A 20761-nucleotide genomic window follows, 5' to 3' on the forward strand; every position below is an offset into this window, starting at 1 on the left:
GCCTTACTTTTTTCCACAGTCCTGCTGAGACGCTCATTCCGGAAGTCTGAGTGATTCGCGGGGACTTTACCTGTCGCCTGCTTTTTCAAAATCACCGGCGATCACAGTCTGCAGGCGGGCAGGGGTAATGTGTTTTCGCATGGCGGCGTTCACATCGTCGACCGTCAACGTCCGAATTTGATCTTCCAGGTCAGATGCATACTGCATCGTGTATCCGGCACGTGCATATGTGGCCAGGGTCTGAGTAAGTGTTGCATCTTTGGTCCGTTTCAGTTCGCGGCTCTGAAGCAGGCCGGCTCGCTGTTCGTGCAGTTCTGTTTCCGTAATGCCTTCCTTAAGTAGTTTTTCGAGTTCCTCCTGAATCACTTCGTGGACGCGATCGGCATTCTGTGGATTTGAAATAGCGTAGATATAGAACACGGTACGAGGATCCAGCGACGACGCCTGAACGGCCGATTGCACACCGTAGGAAAGTCCTTCTTCTCGTCGGACTCGGTTACCCAGCCGTGACGACAGTGCGCCCCCGCCCAGGATGTAGTTACCCACTATCAGTGCCGGATAGTCCGGGTGGTCGCTTCGCATCGGAAGTGTAAAAGCTGAAAAATATGTAGCGTTGGCTTTGTCGGGCGTGTTGATCTTTTCGAAGCTGCCCTCAGGGAGACCGGCTGCCTGACGGGAAATCCGGCTGAATGCCGTTTCTGATGTCCACTGGTCCGTCATTTGCCGAACAGCAGATACCGTTGAGTCTTCATCAAAGTCTCCGACTACGGTTAGTTCGCCGATTTTACCTTGAATCAGAGACTCGTAAATTTCGCGAACATCGTCAATTGTCAGGGCCTGGATACGCTCGATGGCTTCCTGCAGACTGGCGTGATAGCGTGGGTCGTCAGCGTCATAAGGGCTGATTTTTCTTTGAACAGTATTCGATGCAATTGACTGTGGCTCCGTGAGACGCTGTTCTGCAGTTGCCAGTCGTGACTCCTTAATCAAAGCGAGTTCCTCAGCGGGAAGTATCGAGTTGCGCAGGATGTCTTCTGTCAGCGACAGCACGTCCGGTAGGTTGTCGCGCGATGTCTGCAGACTCACGGTCAGGCGGCCTGCTTCACCCGTCATGCTCAGTTGTGCCCGGCAGCGATCCAGTTCATCCTGGATGTCCTGATGGGTTCGGGTGGTGGTTCCCCGCATCAGCATTTCGGGAAGAAATGCCGGTGCGGTCGCTTTGCCGCGAAGAGTATCCAGGTTGCCGTACCTGAGGGTCAGTCGCAAATGGACCGATTCTCCACGGGTTTTCTTTGACAATAGTGTCGTACGGATATCCGAAGGCAGATTGAGCCGTTTGAGCCGTGATTCAATCGCCAGCGGTGACGGGTCAAAGGCTTCTCCCTGGGCGATCTGCTCTCGACCCTGATAATCACCAATCATCTCAGCAAGGTCCGGGGTCCAGGGAATCGCGGTACGGTCCGGAGATTCGGATGGTTCGAACAGTCCTGCAGTGCGATTGGTCCGACGCAGGTAAGCAGCGGCTACACGATTAACGTCTGCAGCAGTGACGACTTCCAGCCTGTCGCGGTGAAGCAGGAACAGGCGCCAGTCACCCTGGGCAGCCCAGTCGCTCAAAGATATTGCGATTCCCTGTGAATTGGCTACGTTCAGTTCGCGGCGTTTGAGTAGTTCCTGACGAGCCCGTTCCACTTGCTTGTCTGTGAACGGTGATTCGGCCACTGTTTCCAGGGTTTCGACCATTCCCTGAAGCAGATCCGGGCTCTCAACACCATTAGCCGCTTCTGCAATAAACATGGCCATTCCGGGATCATGCAGCGCGAAACGAGTCCCATAAACACTGGCTGCCATACCGCGTTTTACCAGCCGCTCGTAAAGTCGTCCCGACGGTTCGCTTGCCATGGCTGTTGTCATCACATCGACAGCTGCAAAGTCCGGATGACTTCCGGCCGGAATATGATAAATCACACCAGCCATGGGAACATCACCGACTCGGCGCATGGTGACAAGGCGTTCTCCGTCCTGAGCCGGTTCTTCGGTCCATGTTTGATTCAATTCGCGTTCCGGACGTGGAATTGCACCAAAAAAATCAGTGACCAGTGTTAATGCCTGTTCGGCATCGAACTGCCCCGCGATTACCAGGACTGCGTTGTCCGGCTGATAGAACCGTCGATAGAATTTGCGCAGGTTTTCTACAGGAACGCGTTCGATGTCGGCGCGGTTTCCGATGGTGGATTTGCCGTAATTGTGCCATTCAAAGGCGGCTCCCGTCATTCGCTGCATCAGTACTCGGAACGGACTGTTTTCGCCTCTTTCGAATTCGCTCCTCACGACTGTCATTTCAGCATCGAGATCTTCCTTAAGGATGGAACTGTTGATCATGCGATCCGCTTCCAGCCTGAGTGCGAATTCAAGGTTCTCCTCACTGGCCGGAAGCGTTTCGTAGTAGTTAGTCCGATCCAGCCATGTGGTTCCGTTGAACTCCGCTCCTCGTTCCTTGAGAAGTCGTGGAATATCGTCATGAGTGGGCGTTCCTCGAAACAGCATGTGTTCCAGCAGATGTGCCATTCCGGCCTCACCATATCCTTCATGGCGCGATCCCACCAGGATGGTCAGGTTAACAGTAACGGTCGGTCGGGAGACATCCGGAAGCAACAGGACCCTAAGACCGTTATCAAGTTGGTATTCAGTAATTCCTTCAATCGAGCGCACCGGGAGTGGCATATCTTCGGCATTCAGAGAATCGATGGCATTTAATAAACAGGAACCGATCAGACAGGACTGGAAGAACCATTTCACAGGACAGGACTCCGCTGAACAACAGGACGGAAACTAACGGAAATACTGAGTTCTACGATGCTTGCAGCGACTACTGAGCCACGTTTCTGAAACTTTTGTTGGTTGTGTATTCACAACTAATCCTTTGGGACAAAGACGTAGTGTTAACACCCAAATCAGATCGATGTGGAAACGTACCGAAAGTATCAGCTCTATTTGAGAAGACTTTTTTTCAGAACAGCACGCGCTCTTTCAAAGTAGTCCTGCCAGACAATTTCGGGATGTCCGTCTCGCAGGCAGTCACGCACCTTCCGCAAAGAATTACGTTCCATATGTGGGCAACGATTGCAGGCACATGTCTCACCGGTCGAAGCCATGATCCCGGGTATCGGAAGAAATGTGTGCTGAGGAGCTGATTTTTGAAACGCGTGAATCATGGTCGCTTCCGTGGCAACCAGAAAAGTTGATGGCTCCGCAATTGCCATCACGTGACGCCGCATTTTTTCTGTACCGCCGATGAAGTCACTGAGTTCCAGTATGTTTTGAGGGCATTCAGGGTGAGCAATCACCTGGCTGCCCGGATTGTTTTTGCGGGCACGGATGAGATCCTGGATACTGAAAACTTCGTGTACCATGCAGGACCCCGGCCAGAGGATCATCTGGCGGCCGGTGACTTCCTGAAGATAGCGGCCCAGATGCTGGTCGGGCACGAACAGGATTTCCCGATCCTTCGGAACGCGGTCGATGATTTCCCTTGCGTTCCCACTGGTCACAATCCAGTTGCACAGGCTCTTCACGGCCGCTGACGTATTAATGTAAGCGACTGTGTCGAACTCCCGACCGCTCTCCCTCAGCTGTTCCTGAAATGCTTCGAGCTGATCAGCCGGACAGCTTTCCGCAAGTGAACAGCCGGCATGCATGTCCGGAATCAGAACCGTCTTTTCCGGATTCAGGATTTTTGCGGATTCAGCCATGAAATGGACACCGCTGAACACAATTGTCTCTGTTTCCACACGCGTTGCATCCCGTGCCAGCTGAAGGCTGTCGCCCGTGAAGTCAGCTATGTCCTGGATTTCTCCATCGACATAATAATGAGCGAGGATTGCGGCGCCCCTGTCCTTTTTAAGCTGATCGATCTCATCCATAAGATCCAGTGGATCTTCATAATTGTCCGGTGCATCTACGACGATGGGCAAAGACATTGCTCGGATAACTCACTAAATTCGGAGGGGCTGAACACTGACAGCCGAATGACTGTTTTCATTCACACAATCGAGTACGGTCGATTGGTTCGGACTAACGTAAATTATTACGTCCTGTACCGCTGGCGTCGACTGGCGAAATACGATTCCTGTCAACTCGCTCCCAGGTAGCACAGCAGGATCACTTCTGAAGCATCAGTCATCAGGTTCGATTGTCCCGGAGTCGAGTGTCGGTGAAGGATGGATTTTCTGATATTCAGCAGCTACCTGTTTTCCAGGGACGAGTCCAAACTGATTCCACATGCCGATGTACATCGCGGCCACGAACAGTGTCACTCCCAGACCGATCGGCCTGGCCAGTTTCCATGGCGTTATATCAATGTCGCCGGAATATTCCTGTTCAAACGGTTTTTTCCAAGGCATCAGAAGCCGAAAGGTGAACATGATCAGCATCAGTATTGCAAAATTGATGCCGGCCAGATGGAGGCTGTGCATCCTGAAACCATAGAATTCTCCACCAATGATCAGCCCAAGGTTTCCTCCGTTCACGATGCCAAAGACAAACTGAAATATCATGCCTGCGGCCAGTGCGACATTGACTCCGATGGCAGGCGTCCGTTTGCTGATCAGGGCCACAACCACGATCGCGATCATCGGAATATTGGTCACGGAGGCAAAATCGATCAGCTTGCCGAACAGTCCCTGGTTTGTGGACGAGTAGAACCTGAAGAAGAGTACCAGGCTAACGCTCAGCGGAATCGTCATTACGGCAAAAATACGTCCGGCGCGCACAGCCTGTCGGTCTGTCGCTCTGCGATTGATCAACCCTTTGTAGATATCGACCCCGAACAGTGTACTGCCGCTGTTGAGAAAACTGTTGAAGGAACTCAGGATCGCTCCAAAGATCGTTGCTGCAAAAAAACCGACAGCCCATGGCGGCAGCACAAGTTTGACAAGAAATCCATAAGAACCGTTGGCATTCGGCGGAAGCGACACGTTTGCCGGAATCTCGTAACGACCGCTGCTGACGATGTGCCATGCGATGAGTCCGGGCAGTACCAGATACACTGGTCCCAGCAGCTTCATGACCGCTGCGAAGAGTGTGCCTTTTTGTCCCTGAGCCAGATTCTTTGCAGCAAAGGTTCGCTGAACAATGCCCTGGTTGGTACACCAGTAAAATGTCGTCAGCAATGTGACCCCGGTGAAGAGTGCATGCCAGGGGATGTTGGCATCTGAATCACCCATCGGGGCCATGCGTTCGGGGTGCTGTTCAATCAGAGTTGATAACCCTCTCAGGACATTCCCGCCTCCAACAAAACTCAACCCAAAAATTGGTATCAGCAGACCACCCAGGGCCAGTCCGATCCCGTTGACTGTATCTGAAATTGCAACGGCCCTGAGTCCGCCAATGACGGCATAGCAGCCGCCGACGACTGCCAGCAGACCACTGACTGCAACCAGATTGAACCCGGTGTTGTCGCCGAGGTATTCCGGCACATTAAACACCGGAATCATGAATTCGGCTCCGGAGAACAAAATGAACGGGAGCAGAATGAACGTGATCAACACAACGGAGATACACGATGTGAACAGTCTTACGCTGCGGTCGAACCGGATTTCCAGAAATTCCGGAACCGTCGTGATGCCACTCTTCAGATACCTTGGCAGAAAGAACAGTGCCATGGCAACAATGGACAGCGAAGACCAGACTTCCCACGTCATCAGCAGCATGCCGTGTTGATAACCGCCGCCATTGATGCCCACCAGCTGTTCTGTGGACAGATTTGTCAGCAGCAGCGAGCCGCCGATCACCGGCCAGGCCAGACTACGTCCCGCAAGGAAATAATCTGTCGCGGTGTCCTTGCGGTCGTCATGTGTCTTCCACCAGGCAACAACGGCAACCAGGCCGGTAAACAGCAGAAACGAACAAAGAGTGAGCATTGACGAATCCTGCCCGGACCATGCAGAACACAGTAGAGTACGGCGCCAGTTTGCAGACACAAATCCTGTCATGGCGACAGCCGCAATCAGCTGACAGTTGACCATGTTGCATCGCGTCAGAACAGTGCCGCAGTGATCAGCCGCAAATATCCAAAGCGGTGAGAATATCCATTAATAGTGCTCAGCTTATTCGTTCCGCGGGATTCGTTGAAGCGACCAGTCTCCCCTGCCCGAATGGCGAAGGCCTCGCCGAAAACACGGTCTGTTCCCGGTGGTTTCGGCAGTCGTTCCTGAGGTCATACACACGGCTACCTCCAGTGGGGTCTCTGAATTTCCAGGTTTTCGAGATGCCCGAGACAGTCCAGACCATCATTCGTGATCCTCGTCCCGGAAACAAAAAGGAGCTTCAGGCGGCTGAGACCCGTGAGGTGTTCCAGTCCGGTGTCGGTGACTCTCGTGAAAGCGATGTTCAGCAACTCCAGATTCGTGAGCTCCTTGAGGTAATCCAGCCCCGTGTCGGTGGTCTGTGTTCCCGAAAGGTAGAGTTTTTTCAAACTGGTCAGCGATTCAAGATGTTCCAGACCGGCGTCTGTAACCTGGGTATTCACGATGTTGAGTAGTTCCAGACTGGTAAGACCTTTTAGTTTTTTCAGACCTTCATCTGTGAGTTGAGTACCCGCTGCGTATAGTTCCTTTAAGTTGGTGAGTTCCCGCAGGGATTCCAGACCGACTTCCGTGATCTGTGCACCGCTGAGGTTTAAAGATTCAAGGTGCGAGAGTTTCCCGAGATCCTTCATCTGGTCATCTGTCACATGTGTTTTCGACAGATTGAGCCGACTGGTTCCTGAAAAAAGTCCACCCGCTGTTTGGATTACTTCTGAGACCTGATTCGTGTTGTTCTGCTGTTCGGGAGCTGTCGATACTTCTGAATCCTTCGGTGTGTCGGGGGCATTCGGTGTGTCGGCTGCGAAATCACAACCTGTGATACACAGTAATACCAGGGGAAACAGTAGAGGTGCCGATACAGCAATCAGACAAATAGTGCACATGTCAAAAAACGTTGAGCGGAGATTCATCGTTAAGTCCGGTTGCGCAGAAGAAGATGCCAGGAGTTAAAGGACACCCTGGAGACCACCTGCTTGTTTTGATAGGGGTTTGCTGATCTGCACGGATTTGAAGAATTAACTGAATTTCAATTCAGGTTCCCGATTCCGGTCGGCCGGAGATGCGATCAATTCACCGACAGCCGACAGCCGACAGCCGTAATGTTATTGCTTCCAGATCGAAGATCCTCAGATCTCTGTCTTCATTCGCATACGCTGTGACCGTGTTTCCGTTCGCCGAAATCTTCACCCATTCGGGGTCATTCAGCGCGGCGGCTTCAATCACATCACGGTGTTGCATTTGGTTTTTCAGTACAACGATCCTGTCTGGACATCCTGCGACACACATGCCGAGACAGAACAAACGCACAAACCGACCGTCGAACCTACGGGGCCAACGGTCGGCAGTTTGCGAAATGGCGTACACATCGGGTGTACGGAACCTGCTTACTGACCTTCGTAGTTCCCCTTTGTGGTCGTTTTCCTCTGTAAAGAAACGCCGAAGAAGACGTCAAAGGAGTCAACCTCACAGATGTTGCTGGTGTACCCGTCGGTCTCTTCGTCGAAGCCTGAGGTCACTGGAAATCCGGGATTGAAGTAGCCGTCTCCGTTGATGTCACTCAACGTCTTCACGCTTCCGTCCGCCATTAGCACATTCGCAATGCCGTTGTGAACAGCGTAGAAGTCACGGGTGTCCTGCAGCACCAGACCAATCGTCGCGTCAGATTGAAATCCAACACCACTGGCGACCGGTTCTCCACGTTTGGGAAATGCAATGGGATTCAAAGCTGCAACGGGGATTCCACCGGTACCCGCAGCCGCGTCATACGGCAGATCAAAGTTGTCACTATCCATAATCTCAATGCCATCACCGGTCACGCGTGCAGGACCATCGTTCTGAGTTTCACACAGGCGAACGCCTTGTACGAGGCCTCGATCGGCATCGATCGTTGCGGAGAGGATTGCTTCACTTGCATCTCCCGGTGATGCATCAGCCAGCAGCGGGATCGAAGACGCAGGGATGTCCGAATTGCTGATCTGCATTTGTGTCAGCGGGCCCTTTGAACGACCGTAGTCTTTACAGTCCTTACCATCGTAGACCATCCCGTCTGCCGCGGTGAATCCGGTCAACAGGCCACCGCGTCCCATGTGCCAGCTGGACGCGTAATTCGTGTTCAGTCCCTGCCGGACAGCTGCCTGAGTCAATGACACAAGGTCGCTGTATGCCGTGCCTTCAAAGTCGGCAGTGCCGCCTGCGGCGATCAAGTTAAACGGGCCGGTGCCAACACGGTTTACGGGTGCATTTGACCCGTTGGATGTTGGTGTTCCGCCGACCATGTCATTCAGTTTTTCCAGACCTTTCAGTTCGCTGGACGGGCAAAGCATATCAGAGACGAACCCGCCTTTGACCTGCTTGACATTGGCCGCCCAGCTGTAGAGCGACGGGTCTCCATCCCGCTTCGGGTCAAATGCACCGGAACACAAACGTCTTAGCGGGTCTGTGTCACTCCATGAGTAGAGCGCAATACCGATCTGTCTGAGATTATTCTTGCATTGAGCGCTTCGTGCTGCCTCGCGAGCCGACTGGATTGCCGGCAGAATGAGAGCAATCAAAATAGCGATGATGCTGATCACCACCAGAAGTTCAATTAGGGTGAAACCAGCACGGGAAGGCTTCCGGCCTGTCGTGTTCCTCACTGTCGTGTTCCTTTTTTTATCTGTGTTGACGAGATGCGAGTCAAACGGCTCGCAGAAATGGGTATTGGTTCGAACCTTGAAATGAACCGTCCTTCCTTGTGATCAGCCTCCATGACTGATGGCAGGAATTGTGTGGCGAGATATGTAGATTTCGTTAAGGAACTGTTAGTATTCCAAGTTCGGCTGAGTTGCCGGGAAACAGCATCCTGTGAATATTCACAGGATGCTGTTGCTAATGTTGCGATGAACACGCTGCGTCCGCTGATTTTGGTTCCGCTGACCGCATGGTCATTTTTTCCAAATCGATGAAAACAGTACGGGACAGTAAATCTGTGACCGGGAAAGTCTTTCTTGTTGGAGCGGGGCCTGGCGATCCGGGTTTGATTACGGTACGCGGTGCCGAGCTTTTGGCTCAGGCGGACGTGGTCTTTTACGACGGACTTGTCAATCCGCTGCTGCTGTCAATCACGGCCGGACGTTGTGTGCGTACTGCCCGAACACGATCGGGTAATCAGACGATTTTTCCTCAGGACGCAATTAACCGACAGCTGATTGAGGAAGCACACGCGGGAAAATGCGTGATTCGCCTGAAGGGTGGTGACCCTTATGTGTTCGGTCGGGGCAGCGAAGAGGTGCGGGCTTTGCTGGATGCTGAAGTGCCGTTTGAAATTGTCCCCGGTATCACGGCTGCAACGGCAGCCGGGGTTTATGCCGGTTTTTCATATACTCATCGGGATCATTCTTCCGCAGTTGCTTTTGTCACGGGAACCGAAATTGCCGGCAAAGCCAGCAGCCCTGTGGATTACGTTGCCCTGTCTCAATTTCCCGGGACGCTCGTCTTCTACATGGGGCTGGCCCGCGTTCGGTCGATTTGTGACAGACTGATTAACGCAGGTATGGCTGCGGATACGCCATCTGCAGTCGTTTCGCACGCTTCGCTTCCCGATCAGCGAGTCGTCACAGCTGAACTGGGGCAGCTGGCGGATGCCGTCAAACAGAAAAATATGCGTGCTCCGTCACTCATTGTCGTAGGAGAATGTGTCAATCAGCGAGAGACTTTGTCATGGTTCGAAGGCTTACCGCTGTTTGGTCTCAGAATCGGAATTACGCGCGCAGAACATCAGTCAGACGAAGTCGTGCAGGCTGTCGTGAGAGCCGGTGGACAGCCAGTGCTGTTACCGATGATTGATGTGCTTCCACCGGACCGGCAGCAGCAGCAGGACCTGGAGGAGGCCATCGATGATCTGCAGTCTTACGACTGGCTGATATTCACCAGCTCCAATGCGGTACGCGAATTCATGACGCTGTTGTGGGCACGTGGACATGATGCACGAAAAATATATTCAGTTAAGATTGCGGCCGTGGGAGCTTCGACGCAGGCACAACTGGGCCACTGGTCGCTTCGCGCTGACGTTGTTCCGGAACAGTCAGGATCAGAAGCCCTGGCCGAGGTACTGAAACCGGTTGTTAACGGAAAACGCTGTTTGTGGCCGGCTGCTGATCGCGCGCGTAACAGCCTTCGTGAGTTGCTGACATCCGCTGGTGCGACAGTCCGCCAAGTCGTATGTTATCGACATGTGAATGTGAGCGAATCGGATGAACTCCGACAGCGATTTTGTCAGCCACCGCTGGACTGGATCGGTATCAGCAGCCCGGTCATTGCCGGCCAGGTGGCCACTTTGTTTCCACAGTTGAAACAGAAAGACTGTTCGACGAGGATCGTCTCCATCAGTCAGCTTACGACGGATGCGGCCGGGAAAGCCGGAATGACAGTGCATGCTCAGGCAGCAAATGCAAGCTGGTCGGATATGTTGGGAGCTGTCGCAGCAGCCACAGTTTCCGACATGGCAGACCGGTCGTAACGGATCACGGGGCCTACGAATGTGGACCGCGAAGTATCAGCCCGCACACAGCCGATGTCGTCGAGTGCGGCGCGGAACAACAGGCGCACGTCGCTGCTGTCCATTTCAGGTTAGACAGAACGAATTTGAATCTGCACACTAAGTGAATACGCCAAACTGAACACGGTGCGCAGATCGTACAAACAGTTTGCCGTCGGAGTAAATCGATGCAATTTTCAGGCTGTTCGCTGGCAGCAGGTTGTCTGCTGTGTGGTGTTGTTTTTTCTGAGGACTTCGAATTGACATATCCTGAGACGCGCACTGTGCCGCAGGTGGATAACTTTCACGGGACGGAGATTGCTGATCCGTATCGCTGGCTTGAGGAAGACGTCCGTGAAAATAAAGATGTTGCGGCCTGGGTAGCTGCACAGAATGAAGTCACTTTTAGATATCTCAGACAGATTCCCGAACGAAAATCCGTCGAAAATCGCATCACTCAACTTTGGAACTACGAACGTTTCAGCGTGCCGACTCGAGCGGGAGGCCGGTACTACTACTTTCGAAACGACGGTCTGCAGAATCAGTCGGTTCTGTACATGCAGCAGACCCTGGACGATGTCCCGGTCGTCCTGATTGACCCCAATGACTGGTCCGACGACGGTACCGTGGCCCTGGCCGGTGTCGAGTTCAGCGACGACGGTCGTTATGTTGCCTACGGTGTCCAGGACGGAGGTTCTGACTGGCGGACGTGGAAAGTGATGGACGTCAGGACTCGTCGGTTATTGCCGGACAAACTCGAATGGGTCAAATTCAGTAATGTGGCCTGGACTCCTGACGGCCGGGGGTTCTTTTACGCACGTTACGACGTACCGAACGAAGGTGACAAATTTCAGTCTCTGAATCTCAACCAAAAGGTCTACTATCACGTTGCGGGGACGACCCAGTCGCAGGATCGACTCATTTATGAGCGTCCCGATCATCCCGACTGGGGATTCGGAATCAATGTGTCTGAAGACGGGAATTATCTCATCTTGAACGTCTGGAAGGGGACCGACAATCGCTATCGCATTGTTGTTGATGATCTGACCCGACCTGATGAGAAACCCTATGAGCTGATTGACAATTTTGACTTCGAGTACACGTATGTTGGTAATGAACAGTCGCTGCTTTATTTTCAGACCAGTCGTGACGCCCCGCAGCGTCGTGTCATTGGCATCGACCTCAGACATCCCGAAGCTGATTCCTGGAAAGAGATTATTGCGCAAACCGCCAACACTTTGACGGGCGTCGATATCGTCGGTGGTCAGTTCCTGGCGACTTATCTGGAAGATGCAAAGACTCTGGTGCGGCAGTACTCACTGGATGGCAAACACGTGCGCGATGTGGACCTGCCCGGCATTGGTACTGCCGGCGGATTCCGCGGTGACAGTGACCACTCTGAATCTTTCTATTCATTCAGCAGTTTTGCAACTCCGCCCGGTACGTATCGTTTTGATGTTGAAACGGGAGAGAGCACCCTGTTGAGACGGTCGGATGTTGACTTTGATCCGGAGGACTACTGTACATCTCAGATATTCTATGAGAGTAAAGACGGTACACAGATCCCCATGTTTATCACTCATCAAACGGGCCTTGAACTTGACGGTTCAAATCCGGTTCTGCTGTACGGTTACGGCGGGTTCAATATTTCTCTGACACCACGATTCAGCGTGAGTCGTCTGGCCTGGATGGAGAGGGGCGGCGTATTCGCCATGCCCAATTTGCGCGGCGGGGGAGAGTACGGTGAATCCTGGCACAAAGCCGGCACCCGACTCCAGAAGCAAAATGTATTTGATGATTTCATTGCGGCAGCCGAATGGCTGATCGAAAACAAATACACAACGTCACCCCGTCTGGCTATTCAGGGTGGCAGTAACGGTGGTCTGCTTGTCGGGGCCTGTATGACGCAGAGGCCGGATCTGTACGGAGCCTGTCTGCCGGCGGTGGGAGTGATGGACATGTTACGATTTCACCAGTTCACGGCCGGCCGATTTTGGGTTGACGATTACGGCAGTGCAGAGAATCCCGCTGAATTCCAGGCACTTTTGGCTTATTCGCCTCTGCAAAACCTGAAACCGGGTGTCAGATATCCTGCGACGCTGGTTACCACCGCGGATACGGATGATCGGGTTGTCCCGGGTCACAGCTTCAAATTTGCAGCGATGCTGCAGAAATGTCAGGGGGGGGCGAGTCCGGTGCTGATTCGAATTGAAACCCGAGCCGGGCATGGTGCGGGCAAGCCGACTTCCAAACTGATTGAAGAAATCGCAGACCAGTGGGCATTCCTGATTTGTAACCTTCAAAGGTCGAATTAGTTTAGTGACCCTCGTGACGCTTGCCGTGGTTGATCCGGTTGTGCGGTTCGTCCGTCGGTCTCTTTCTTTGGCAGACAGTTCCAGCGCACAGTTCGACGTTTCCTTCTGCACAGGTAAATTTTTCCGTGAATTGTATGTCTGTGGCCTGTTCGTGCAGCATGGTCCTGCAATTTTGAAAAACAGTTTGCCCCCCGGGTTTCCCGACCTAAGTTTCGGCGTGGTTGGGATGCCATGGCAGTCAGGATGATCGCCGACGAATTCGTTAACTCCGGAATCGTCGATCAGGGATCACCCACGTGGGTCCGCTCTGCTGTAGCAGAGTGCTTTTCGGCGGATAATTTGTTGTCCGCTGCAACGTTATGTGCTCGTTACAGGGCAAATATGAGGGATTCTTAAATGACTAAGTTTACAAACAGCATCAAAAAATTTCTGGTTTCTGAAGATGGTCCAACTGCAGTTGAATACGCAGTTATGCTGGCATTGATCATCGTCGTGTGTATTGCTGCTATCCAGACTGTAGGCAGCAGTGCCAACAGTAAGTTCGAAGAAGTCGGCAATTACCTCACGTAGTCTGACGGCTGACGTTGTTCAACTGTTGACCTGCAGGAGAGGAGTGTCTGCGCCTGACTGCAACTGTATAGCGAACAAAATCAAAACAAGGGCCCTGGGTAATTCATCCAGGGCCCTTGTTTTGTGCTGGACAGTGACAGCAGTGAGGAACATCCGATTTTTCAGCATCGTGCGGACCGGGGCAAACGGTCATCAGGTTTTCCGGTAACGACGTTTTGCCGTTGTCTCTAAGGAAAGTCGGTTTCGCTTTCACTGTCCGTTCCCGTCCGGCAGTTTAAGGACCTCGACTTTTCTAATGGCAACCCTGCTGTCCGGATCGTGGTGTTGAAAGGCGAAATGTCCCTCTCTAAAGGTCATCATAAAATCCAGGTATTCGTACAGTTCGTCACCATTAACAGTCACTTTAATCCGTGTATTCTCACGGCCACGCCACACATTGTCGCGGACTTCGATTTCGTAAGTGAACCATGTGTCCGGTGGTACCAACTGCCTGTAGACATGATTCATTCCGTAAAGTGAACCCGTGCGGATTGGATCGCGATGATTACTGTCGATTTGAGCTTCATAGCCGTTGGCGAAGCCTGGTTTCCGGGTAGTGCGGAAGTACAACCCTGAATTTCCACCATCACTGATCTTTACTTCTGCACGGTAACGAAAATTCTGCCACGGGCCGCTGGTGTGAACCAGCATTGACGGCTGCCCTGACCCGGCCAGTGCACCGTCTTTGACTTCCCACTTGCTGTTTTCGCTGCCTACGATTTCCCAGCCTTCCATGGTGCTGCCGTCGAACAGTGAGACCCACGTGACGTCTTCGGCGTTGGCAGAAGACCCCGCGAGCAGAATGAACAACAACAAAGGCAAAGTCCGCGCGGTTACTGATGTACCCGTCATTTGGATGATTCCGTTGAGTATGAAAATGGAAAGTAGTCTACAGGGATGGACATTAGCCTGTTGCCGTTTCCGGTTGCTGTTTTCTCTGCAGGATCAGGATGCGTCCGCTGCCGGACTTGGATCTGTTGACGATTCCGTCGGTTAAAAACGCCACGAGCTGGATTGTGCCGGGAGACGAAATACCACTTGACAGTTTGTGATCAAATGTTTCGTCGCAGCATTTGTTTGGAATAATCCAGTCCAGGTAGGGCTGTAAATTCACCGCAGGTTTGACTATCCACCGAGATTAACTGTGACTGTTTTCAATTCGGTGTAATTTGCCAGTCCGGCTTCGCCAAGTTCCCGTCCCATGCCACTCATCTTGAATCCACCGAAAGGAGCTGCTGCGTCGAAGACGTCGTAACAGTTCACCCAGACTGTGCCTGCGCGGACACTCCTGGCAATCTTATGAGCTTTCTGCACGTCGCTGGTCCACACAGCCGCTGCCAGTCCATACGACGTGTTGTTGGCGCGGCTGATGGCTTCGTCCATGTCACTGAATTTAAGAATGCTCATGACCGGACCAAAGATTTCGTCGCGAGCGATGGCCATGTCATCACTAACATTTGTGAAAACAGTGGGTTCAATGAAATATCCGCGGTCACCGACTCGGTGTCCCCCGGTGGCACACGTAGCACCATCTTTCGAACCGCTGTCAATGTAGCCCATGATCTTGTCGAACTGGTCTTTGTCGACCTGAGGTCCCTGTGTCGTTTTGCTGTCGAACGGATTACCGAGCACCCGCTGATTGGCTCGGGCCACGACACGTTCCACAAACTCTTCGTGGACACTATCTTCAACGAACAGACGACTGCCCGCACAACAGCATTGTCCCTGGTTGAAAAATAATCCAAATTCGGCGCCGGTGATCGCTGCGTCCAGATCGGCATCGGCGAAAACGATGTTTGGTGACTTGCCGCCCAGTTCGAACGTCAGCCGCTTCAGCGTGGTTGCGGCATCGGCCATAATCCGCTGTGCCGTTTCTCCGGATCCTGTGAACGCGACCTTGTCGATCAGGGGATGTTTGACAATCGCCGCGCCGGCGGTCGGTCCGTATCCGGGAACAATGTTGATTACACCTGGCGGGAATCCCGCTTCCAACGCCAGTTCACCCATCCGCAAACAGGACAGTGGTGTCTGTTCTGCAGGCTTCATTACGATCGTGTTACCGGTGGCGAGAGCCGGGCCCCATTTCCAGGCGACCATCAGAATCGGAAAGTTCCATGGAATGATTTGACCGCAAACCCCAATGGGTTCGCGACGCGTGTAGCATAAGTAGTCACCACGAACCGGAATCGTGTCACCGTGGATCTTGTCGGACCAGCCTGCATAGTAGCGGAGACAGTCTATCGCCAGAGGCAGATCAGCTGCTCTTGCATCGCCGATTGGTTTACCGTTGTCCAGTGTCTCAAGTGCCGCCAGTTCTTCCAGATTTTCTTCCATCAGGTCAGCCAGCTTCAACAGCAGCTGACCTCGGTCTCTAGCGTCCATTTTTGACCATGGACCGGACTCAAATGCAGTACGCGCCGTCTGAGCGGCTTCGTCGATGTCTGCCTGGTCACCTTCGGCTACTTCACAAATGACTTCTTCCGTAGCCGGATTGATTGTTTGAAACGTTTTACCGCTGACAGCAGGACGCCATTTGTCACCGATCAGAATACCCTTCTGGCGAATGACCGGCGCAGCAAACACTTCGGATTCTGTGGCCACTGACATTTGAAATCTCCTGTTGAATGATGTGCGGGTCCGTCTCCTGAACGGAGACACTGAACAAACGATGTTTGCGGGCAGCGATATTCATCGTCTTCACGGGATTTGGAACTCCGCTGATTATGCCATTCCGGGATTTCGATTTCGAGCGTCCGGCAATATCTGTAAATTCCGGACGACATCGGCCGACTGGTCAGAGGTGCAGCCGGCCGAATCTGCAAAATGGATTGCTCGCGGACTTACCGAACAGGAAACGGTGCTGGCAAAGGAAAAACTGCCTGTGAAATCCGGTATCAAACCTGAATACCTGGATGGGGCGGAACGTAAGGCTGCCGGAACAGTCGACGAAATACTGAACAAACAGTGTGAAGGGGTTGCTGATCAGCAAAGATGTCTTGTTCGGCTGATGGAAGCGACTTTGTGCGTTGACACGGGAGCCCCCTCAGATATGGATACGGATGACGTCCACGACTATCTGAAACGGCTTCGCGTTTTGATCGAAGAATCCCTGCCGAACAAGCTCAGCCGATTTCTCGGCTATCTGAATCGATCATCGGATCAGGGAATCAGTCATTTGCCTTCAATCATATCTTCACTGCGCCTTTGAGTTACGTATTGTGTCCTGCCGAATCGGTTTCACCGCTTTACGGAACCGTTGTGCTGGACGAAGCATTTTGGAAGAGTTCCCCCGTATTATCATCAACGCGCTGCACATCTTTCGGTGCATCCGGTTTTTGTGATAACCAACAAGGAAACCGGTTTACTCAAGCAGCGCACACGAAAGGCCATATGTGTTCAACGTCAAAAAAAAGAACCCAGCCTTGTCTCAATCTCCTGGGAAACGCTGGTCGAACCCGCGAACCCGCGAACCCGCAGCGACACTGCAGGACTCAGATGAAATCGGTCCGGCTTCCTGTTCAGTGGCCTCGCTTCATGTTGAGTGAAAAGGTGGGGCAGTCTGCAGTGATTCCTGAGTATGGCTGCACCAGGGTTCCTGCCCTGATTGTGATACAGCGTGACAAACATGGTCGGACAGTGAACCGATGACTCAACTGGTGTTGTCATGCAGGTCATCAGGGGTGACGCATCGTGGTGGCTGAGTTCCGTCACAACTCGGCGACTGCGTCGATCTCTACATGAACGCTGGTGACCGGAAATCCGGCACGCACAATTGTGTTGACGGGATAATCGTCACCGAAGAATTCATGAAAAATCTCAACCTGTTCCCCTTCGAAGGGAAACCAATCTTCGAAATCAGAGACGAATGTGGTCAACTTGACGATGTCAGTGGCCTTGCCACCTTCGGCAATGACCATTCGAGTGATTCGATCGAGTACGACGCGCAGTTGCTGCATCGCAGTGCCCTGCTCTGCATCCGAACCGTTTGCCGTGCATCCGGACAGGTACAGTGTGTTGCCTGCCCGCACACCGCGGCTGTAATGTGGGCCTGATGCGTAGATGTCTTCGAATGAAATTCGTCGCTTGTGCATGGTTTTTCCATATTCTTTGTGGTCGCGGGCTGCGCTGTATTGTAGTGAAGTTTTGGCTGATCATCCCCGCAGAGAGTCGCGACACCACGGCCCGTGTCGCCCCGTGAAATCGAGATGAAAATTCAGCAGGTTCAGATAAGTTCGGTCTAACTTCGCAGCAGAAGCGGACCCTCGATCGGCACGAAACGGCTGGCGGCCTGAATCAGCGAATTCGCTGTTAATTCCCTTGCCCCGTAAACCTCGACTTCCACGCCGTGGGTGTCCCGGAGTTTCCTGACGACGAGGTCGAAGTCTCCATCTCCGGATACAAGCACGGCTACGTCAATTTCAGTGGCCAGTTCGATCATGTCGAGGGTAATGCCGACGTCCCAGTCACCCTTTGCGGAGCCATCGCTTCGCTGGATAAAAGGCTTGAGCTTAACTTCGAAGCCCATTGATTTGAGGACCTGCTGAAACCTGATCTGTTTCGCGTCCCCACGATCGATAGCATAGGCGAATGCCTGAACGACTTCTCTTCCTGCCGTAACCGAATCCCGGAATGTCCTGTAGTTGAAATGACATCCGTGAATCTCCCTGACCGTGTAGTAGACGTTCTGAACGTCTACGAAGATCGCGACTTTATCCACAGTGTGGCCCTTCTGTTTCCTTCCCCGGAACAGGTGTTTGTGTCATCCGTAGACTCCCTGACCTGTTTAAGGTTTTGACACGCAGCCGTTTCGAACAGCGTATCCCAATACGAGACCACCATGCTTCCGTGTCAACATCAGACACCAGTCGGATGACAGTCACCAAGGACTGCAGGTCAGGTTCGGTCTCTGCTGGATGCAGGTCCGAAAAATCGACCGTTACGGATACTAAAGCCAGCCTGTCCGTAGTGTCTGAGGTCTGTCCCTGTCCTTTTTTAACGTTCAAACAACACCGACGTCTGACAGCGCATCCACCTGAAACATCGCGGACAGGACTGTTAAAGTCCGGAGCCTGTTGAGTAGAACAGGACGCCTGAACAGTCCTTTGGCCAAAGAACCCAATCAATATCGGTGGAGCACTTTTTGGAATCCAGGTCAGGCCTTCGCCAAATAATACGCTGCGGGGATGTCCTCGTTATCCTTTCCTTACTGTTTGACCACAATCATCTCAAGAAGACGATCGTCATCAGGTACATCAAACTTGTTCGGGGGATGAAAAACCTGTCGGACATGCGAAGAGTCACCGGGCTCGGCCGACCAGTTCGATTTCTCCCCAGTTGACAGGTGTCTGCGGGCTGCGCAGTTCGGCCCAGTCGTAGTAGTAGTCCGTTTCACCTTCTTCCCGATTCAGATCGCGATCGCCGACAATGAAGTCAATCGGAATTCTCATCCCTACTCGCGGCTCCACACCTAGGTCTCGCCACGGAATTGCCATCTCGGCGCTGTAACCGGAACCTCGTCGCACCACCGCATGGCGGACTTCACTGTTCCAGGTCTTGTCTTCTCCCGGACCCGAGGCATCACTCATCGTGTTGAGCACATTGAGGGTGTAAATGTAATCATTCTTTTCCAGTCTTTCCGGCCGATCACCGTGTGGATCGATATTTACTTCGACACAGTCGTCACTGAAGGTCGAGCCGTCTCGCTGTTTAACCGTGCCGCGAACTTCAGCGTCGTTGACGTCAAAACCGATATACAGATTTTCTTCGTCCCACAGCACCGCACAGCGGGCCGTATCGGTTCCCCAGTGTGTGAGGATCCGTGGTCTCAGTTTGATGGTCCAGCGGGCCCGCTGCCAGTCATTCAGATCACCATCGATTGTGATCTTTCCATAGGCCGGCCACGCCTGTTCGCGGAGCTGCCTGGGGTTGGGGTTGGTGATAATACTGCCCTGTTCTTCTTCGATATGCAGGGCCTGGCCCTGCAGCAGGCGGATCAGCCGATCGGGATGATGCATGTACTGCCGCCAGTCTTCCGGGTTCCCTCCCATCCAGCTGGTGTGGGGCTGCTCGCCGGGGATATCGTAGGTGTTGAAGTGGGATGGCAGAACGAATGAGGCATCGGTCGAATTTGCCAGCATCGGACCTTTGTTCCCTCGCAAATAAGGAATGGGCATGATCAGCAGATCGATATCCCGGAAATCCATGATGTGCGGAAAATCTTTGTGCGGGTCCATCGTGCTCTGATCGCCCGTATAGAACACTCTTTCATGGTCCTGATCGATCAGGAAACCGCATGAGTAAGTGGGAGGGCCGTGTACGGCATAGGTCCATTCGATATTCAGGCCGGCTACCTTTTCCCTGTGTCCCGGCAGGCCTAAATGAATACGGTCCTCGGGGATGCCCACGTCCAGAAATTTTTGTTTCATATCCAGTGGTCCGCAGAAGTGAGCCGTGGTCTGCCGACCCAGTACATGCAGCGTCTTGGATGCGCCGTGGTCCTCATGCGCATGGCTGACCATGACCACATCACATTTCGGGACTTCGCGGGCCAGCATCGGCAGTCGAAAACGAAGTGGAACGATCTGCTCGCACTGCCACACCGGCTGCAGCCATTCTCCCGGGCCCTGCTTGCGCCAGCCCATCTCCGACAGCAGTGGTTCTGAATCCCGGGCCAGTTCAATTACGGGATCGGTCAGAACAATGTTTTCATTCATCTGCACAGCAAACCCGGAGTTCCCCAGCCACCACGCAGTGATCCCCTGATGGGACTGAGCTCTCTTCAGTGATTCGACAATCACGTTCGGTGTCGGGCGTCCCTGTGGCACATGCGGGTCAACCGATGGTACTGTTGCTGTTGTCTGAGCGTGAACAAGGGGTGCGTCGATCGGATACAATGCCAGTAAAACCGCACAACACATCGTTTGCGCAATGGTAATTCCACACTTCACGAATATAAGTCCCTCAAAAAAAATCCTGCCGAACTGAGCCGTTTGAGGACTGGTAGACGGTTAGTTGGCAGACTCGTAATTTGGCCATCCTAACACGGTTAGGATTCTTCTCACAAGGCTGCGATTGCTGCGGATTTGTTATCTGTGAGATGAGTCTGCTGCAGCTGTTGAGGACTCAGTTTTAGTTGGTGAATTTCAAGTTGTGAATAGCTCCGATGTCGCAACTGTTTCCTTCCTGAACGGCAGTTATCGGTCTATTCACGACAGGGACACTGTAAGGTTCGATGA

Annotated in this window: 15 protein-coding genes; 4 read left to right on the forward strand and 11 right to left on the reverse strand. The window is 52.9% G+C overall.

Annotation, left to right across the window (positions count from 1 at the left end; genetic code table 11):
• Positions 1-66 precede the first annotated feature (66 nt).
• From MK110_12845 to MK110_12870, 6 genes are all read right to left on the reverse strand, one after another.
• Positions 67-2799 (reverse strand): insulinase family protein, encoded by a 2733-nt coding sequence (locus MK110_12845; protein ID MCH2212185.1) that lies wholly within the window; start codon positions 2797-2799, stop codon positions 67-69.
• A 191-nt stretch (positions 2800-2990) separates the two neighbouring features.
• The gene (gene nadA / locus MK110_12850; GenBank protein MCH2212186.1) at positions 2991-3980 is read right to left on the reverse strand and encodes a quinolinate synthase NadA; all 990 of its coding nucleotides are present in this window, start codon (positions 3978-3980) and stop codon (positions 2991-2993) included.
• Positions 3981-4175: 195 nt separating this feature from the next.
• Positions 4176-5921, reverse strand: coding sequence for a solute:sodium symporter family transporter (locus tag MK110_12855; GenBank protein ID MCH2212187.1), 1746 nt, complete (start codon positions 5919-5921; stop codon positions 4176-4178).
• A gap of 308 nt (positions 5922-6229) precedes the next feature.
• Positions 6230-6997, reverse strand: a complete 768-nt coding sequence (locus MK110_12860) for a hypothetical protein (protein ID MCH2212188.1) — start codon at positions 6995-6997, stop codon at positions 6230-6232.
• 160 nt (positions 6998-7157) lie between these two features.
• A complete protein-coding gene (locus MK110_12865) occupies positions 7158-7325 on the reverse strand; it encodes a hypothetical protein (protein ID MCH2212189.1) in 168 nt (55 codons plus the stop codon).
• A 146-nt stretch (positions 7326-7471) separates the two neighbouring features.
• A complete protein-coding gene (locus MK110_12870) occupies positions 7472-8722 on the reverse strand; it encodes a DUF1559 domain-containing protein (GenBank protein MCH2212190.1) in 1251 nt (416 codons plus the stop codon).
• Positions 8723-9054: 332 nt separating this feature from the next.
• Between MK110_12870 and cobA the strand changes: the two genes are divergently transcribed.
• The 3 genes from cobA (at position 9055) to MK110_12885 (ending at position 13487) form a co-directional block, all read left to right on the forward strand.
• Entirely contained in the window at positions 9055-10584 is a 1530-nt protein-coding gene (gene cobA / locus MK110_12875; protein MCH2212191.1) for a uroporphyrinogen-III C-methyltransferase, read from the forward strand.
• Between the two features lie 206 nt (positions 10585-10790).
• Positions 10791-12917, forward strand: coding sequence for a prolyl oligopeptidase family serine peptidase (locus MK110_12880; GenBank protein ID MCH2212192.1), 2127 nt, complete (start codon positions 10791-10793; stop codon positions 12915-12917).
• A 396-nt stretch (positions 12918-13313) separates the two neighbouring features.
• A complete protein-coding gene (locus MK110_12885; protein ID MCH2212193.1) occupies positions 13314-13487 on the forward strand; it encodes a Flp family type IVb pilin in 174 nt (57 codons plus the stop codon).
• A gap of 249 nt (positions 13488-13736) precedes the next feature.
• Here the strand turns inward: MK110_12885 and MK110_12890 are convergent, their stop codons facing one another.
• Entirely contained in the window at positions 13737-14378 is a 642-nt protein-coding gene (locus MK110_12890; protein MCH2212194.1) for a DUF1080 domain-containing protein, read from the reverse strand.
• Positions 14379-14651: 273 nt separating this feature from the next.
• Positions 14652-16133 (reverse strand): aldehyde dehydrogenase family protein, encoded by a 1482-nt coding sequence (locus MK110_12895; protein MCH2212195.1) that lies wholly within the window; start codon positions 16131-16133, stop codon positions 14652-14654.
• Between the two features lie 61 nt (positions 16134-16194).
• Here MK110_12895 and MK110_12900 point away from each other — a divergent pair, with 61 nt between their 5' ends.
• A complete protein-coding gene (locus MK110_12900; GenBank protein ID MCH2212196.1) occupies positions 16195-16734 on the forward strand; it encodes a hypothetical protein in 540 nt (179 codons plus the stop codon).
• A gap of 499 nt (positions 16735-17233) precedes the next feature.
• Here the strand turns inward: MK110_12900 and MK110_12905 are convergent, their stop codons facing one another.
• The 3 genes from MK110_12905 to MK110_12915 form a co-directional block, all read right to left on the reverse strand.
• Positions 17234-17617, reverse strand: a complete 384-nt coding sequence (locus MK110_12905) for a RidA family protein (GenBank protein MCH2212197.1) — start codon at positions 17615-17617, stop codon at positions 17234-17236.
• A gap of 146 nt (positions 17618-17763) precedes the next feature.
• Entirely contained in the window at positions 17764-18243 is a 480-nt protein-coding gene (locus MK110_12910) for an NYN domain-containing protein (protein ID MCH2212198.1), read from the reverse strand.
• A gap of 580 nt (positions 18244-18823) precedes the next feature.
• Entirely contained in the window at positions 18824-20473 is a 1650-nt protein-coding gene (locus MK110_12915; protein ID MCH2212199.1) for an MBL fold metallo-hydrolase, read from the reverse strand.
• Positions 20474-20761 lie beyond the last annotated feature (288 nt).

It is taken from the genome of Fuerstiella sp. (assembly GCA_022447225.1).
Lineage (GTDB): Bacteria > Planctomycetota > Planctomycetia > Planctomycetales > Planctomycetaceae > S139-18.

What these genes read in the sequence shown, in the direction of transcription:
- MK110_12890 (MCH2212194.1), bottom strand. Translation starts at nt 14,378, where the DNA reads ATGACGGGTACATCAGTAACCGCGCGGACTTTGCCTTTGTTGTTGTTC.
- MK110_12860 (MCH2212188.1), bottom strand. Translation starts at nt 6,997, where the DNA reads ATGAATCTCCGCTCAACGTTTTTTGACATGTGCACTATTTGTCTGATT.
- MK110_12905 (MCH2212197.1), bottom strand. Translation starts at nt 17,617, where the DNA reads ATGCACAAGCGACGAATTTCATTCGAAGACATCTACGCATCAGGCCCA.
- nadA (MCH2212186.1), bottom strand. Translation starts at nt 3,980, where the DNA reads ATGTCTTTGCCCATCGTCGTAGATGCACCGGACAATTATGAAGATCCA.
- MK110_12895 (MCH2212195.1), bottom strand. Translation starts at nt 16,133, where the DNA reads ATGTCAGTGGCCACAGAATCCGAAGTGTTTGCTGCGCCGGTCATTCGC.
- MK110_12885 (MCH2212193.1), top strand. Translation starts at nt 13,314, where the DNA reads ATGACTAAGTTTACAAACAGCATCAAAAAATTTCTGGTTTCTGAAGAT.
- MK110_12855 (MCH2212187.1), bottom strand. Translation starts at nt 5,921, where the DNA reads ATGCTCACTCTTTGTTCGTTTCTGCTGTTTACCGGCCTGGTTGCCGTT.
- MK110_12865 (MCH2212189.1), bottom strand. Translation starts at nt 7,325, where the DNA reads ATGCAACACCGTGATGTGATTGAAGCCGCCGCGCTGAATGACCCCGAA.
- MK110_12880 (MCH2212192.1), top strand. Translation starts at nt 10,791, where the DNA reads ATGCAATTTTCAGGCTGTTCGCTGGCAGCAGGTTGTCTGCTGTGTGGT.
- MK110_12900 (MCH2212196.1), top strand. Translation starts at nt 16,195, where the DNA reads ATGTTTGCGGGCAGCGATATTCATCGTCTTCACGGGATTTGGAACTCC.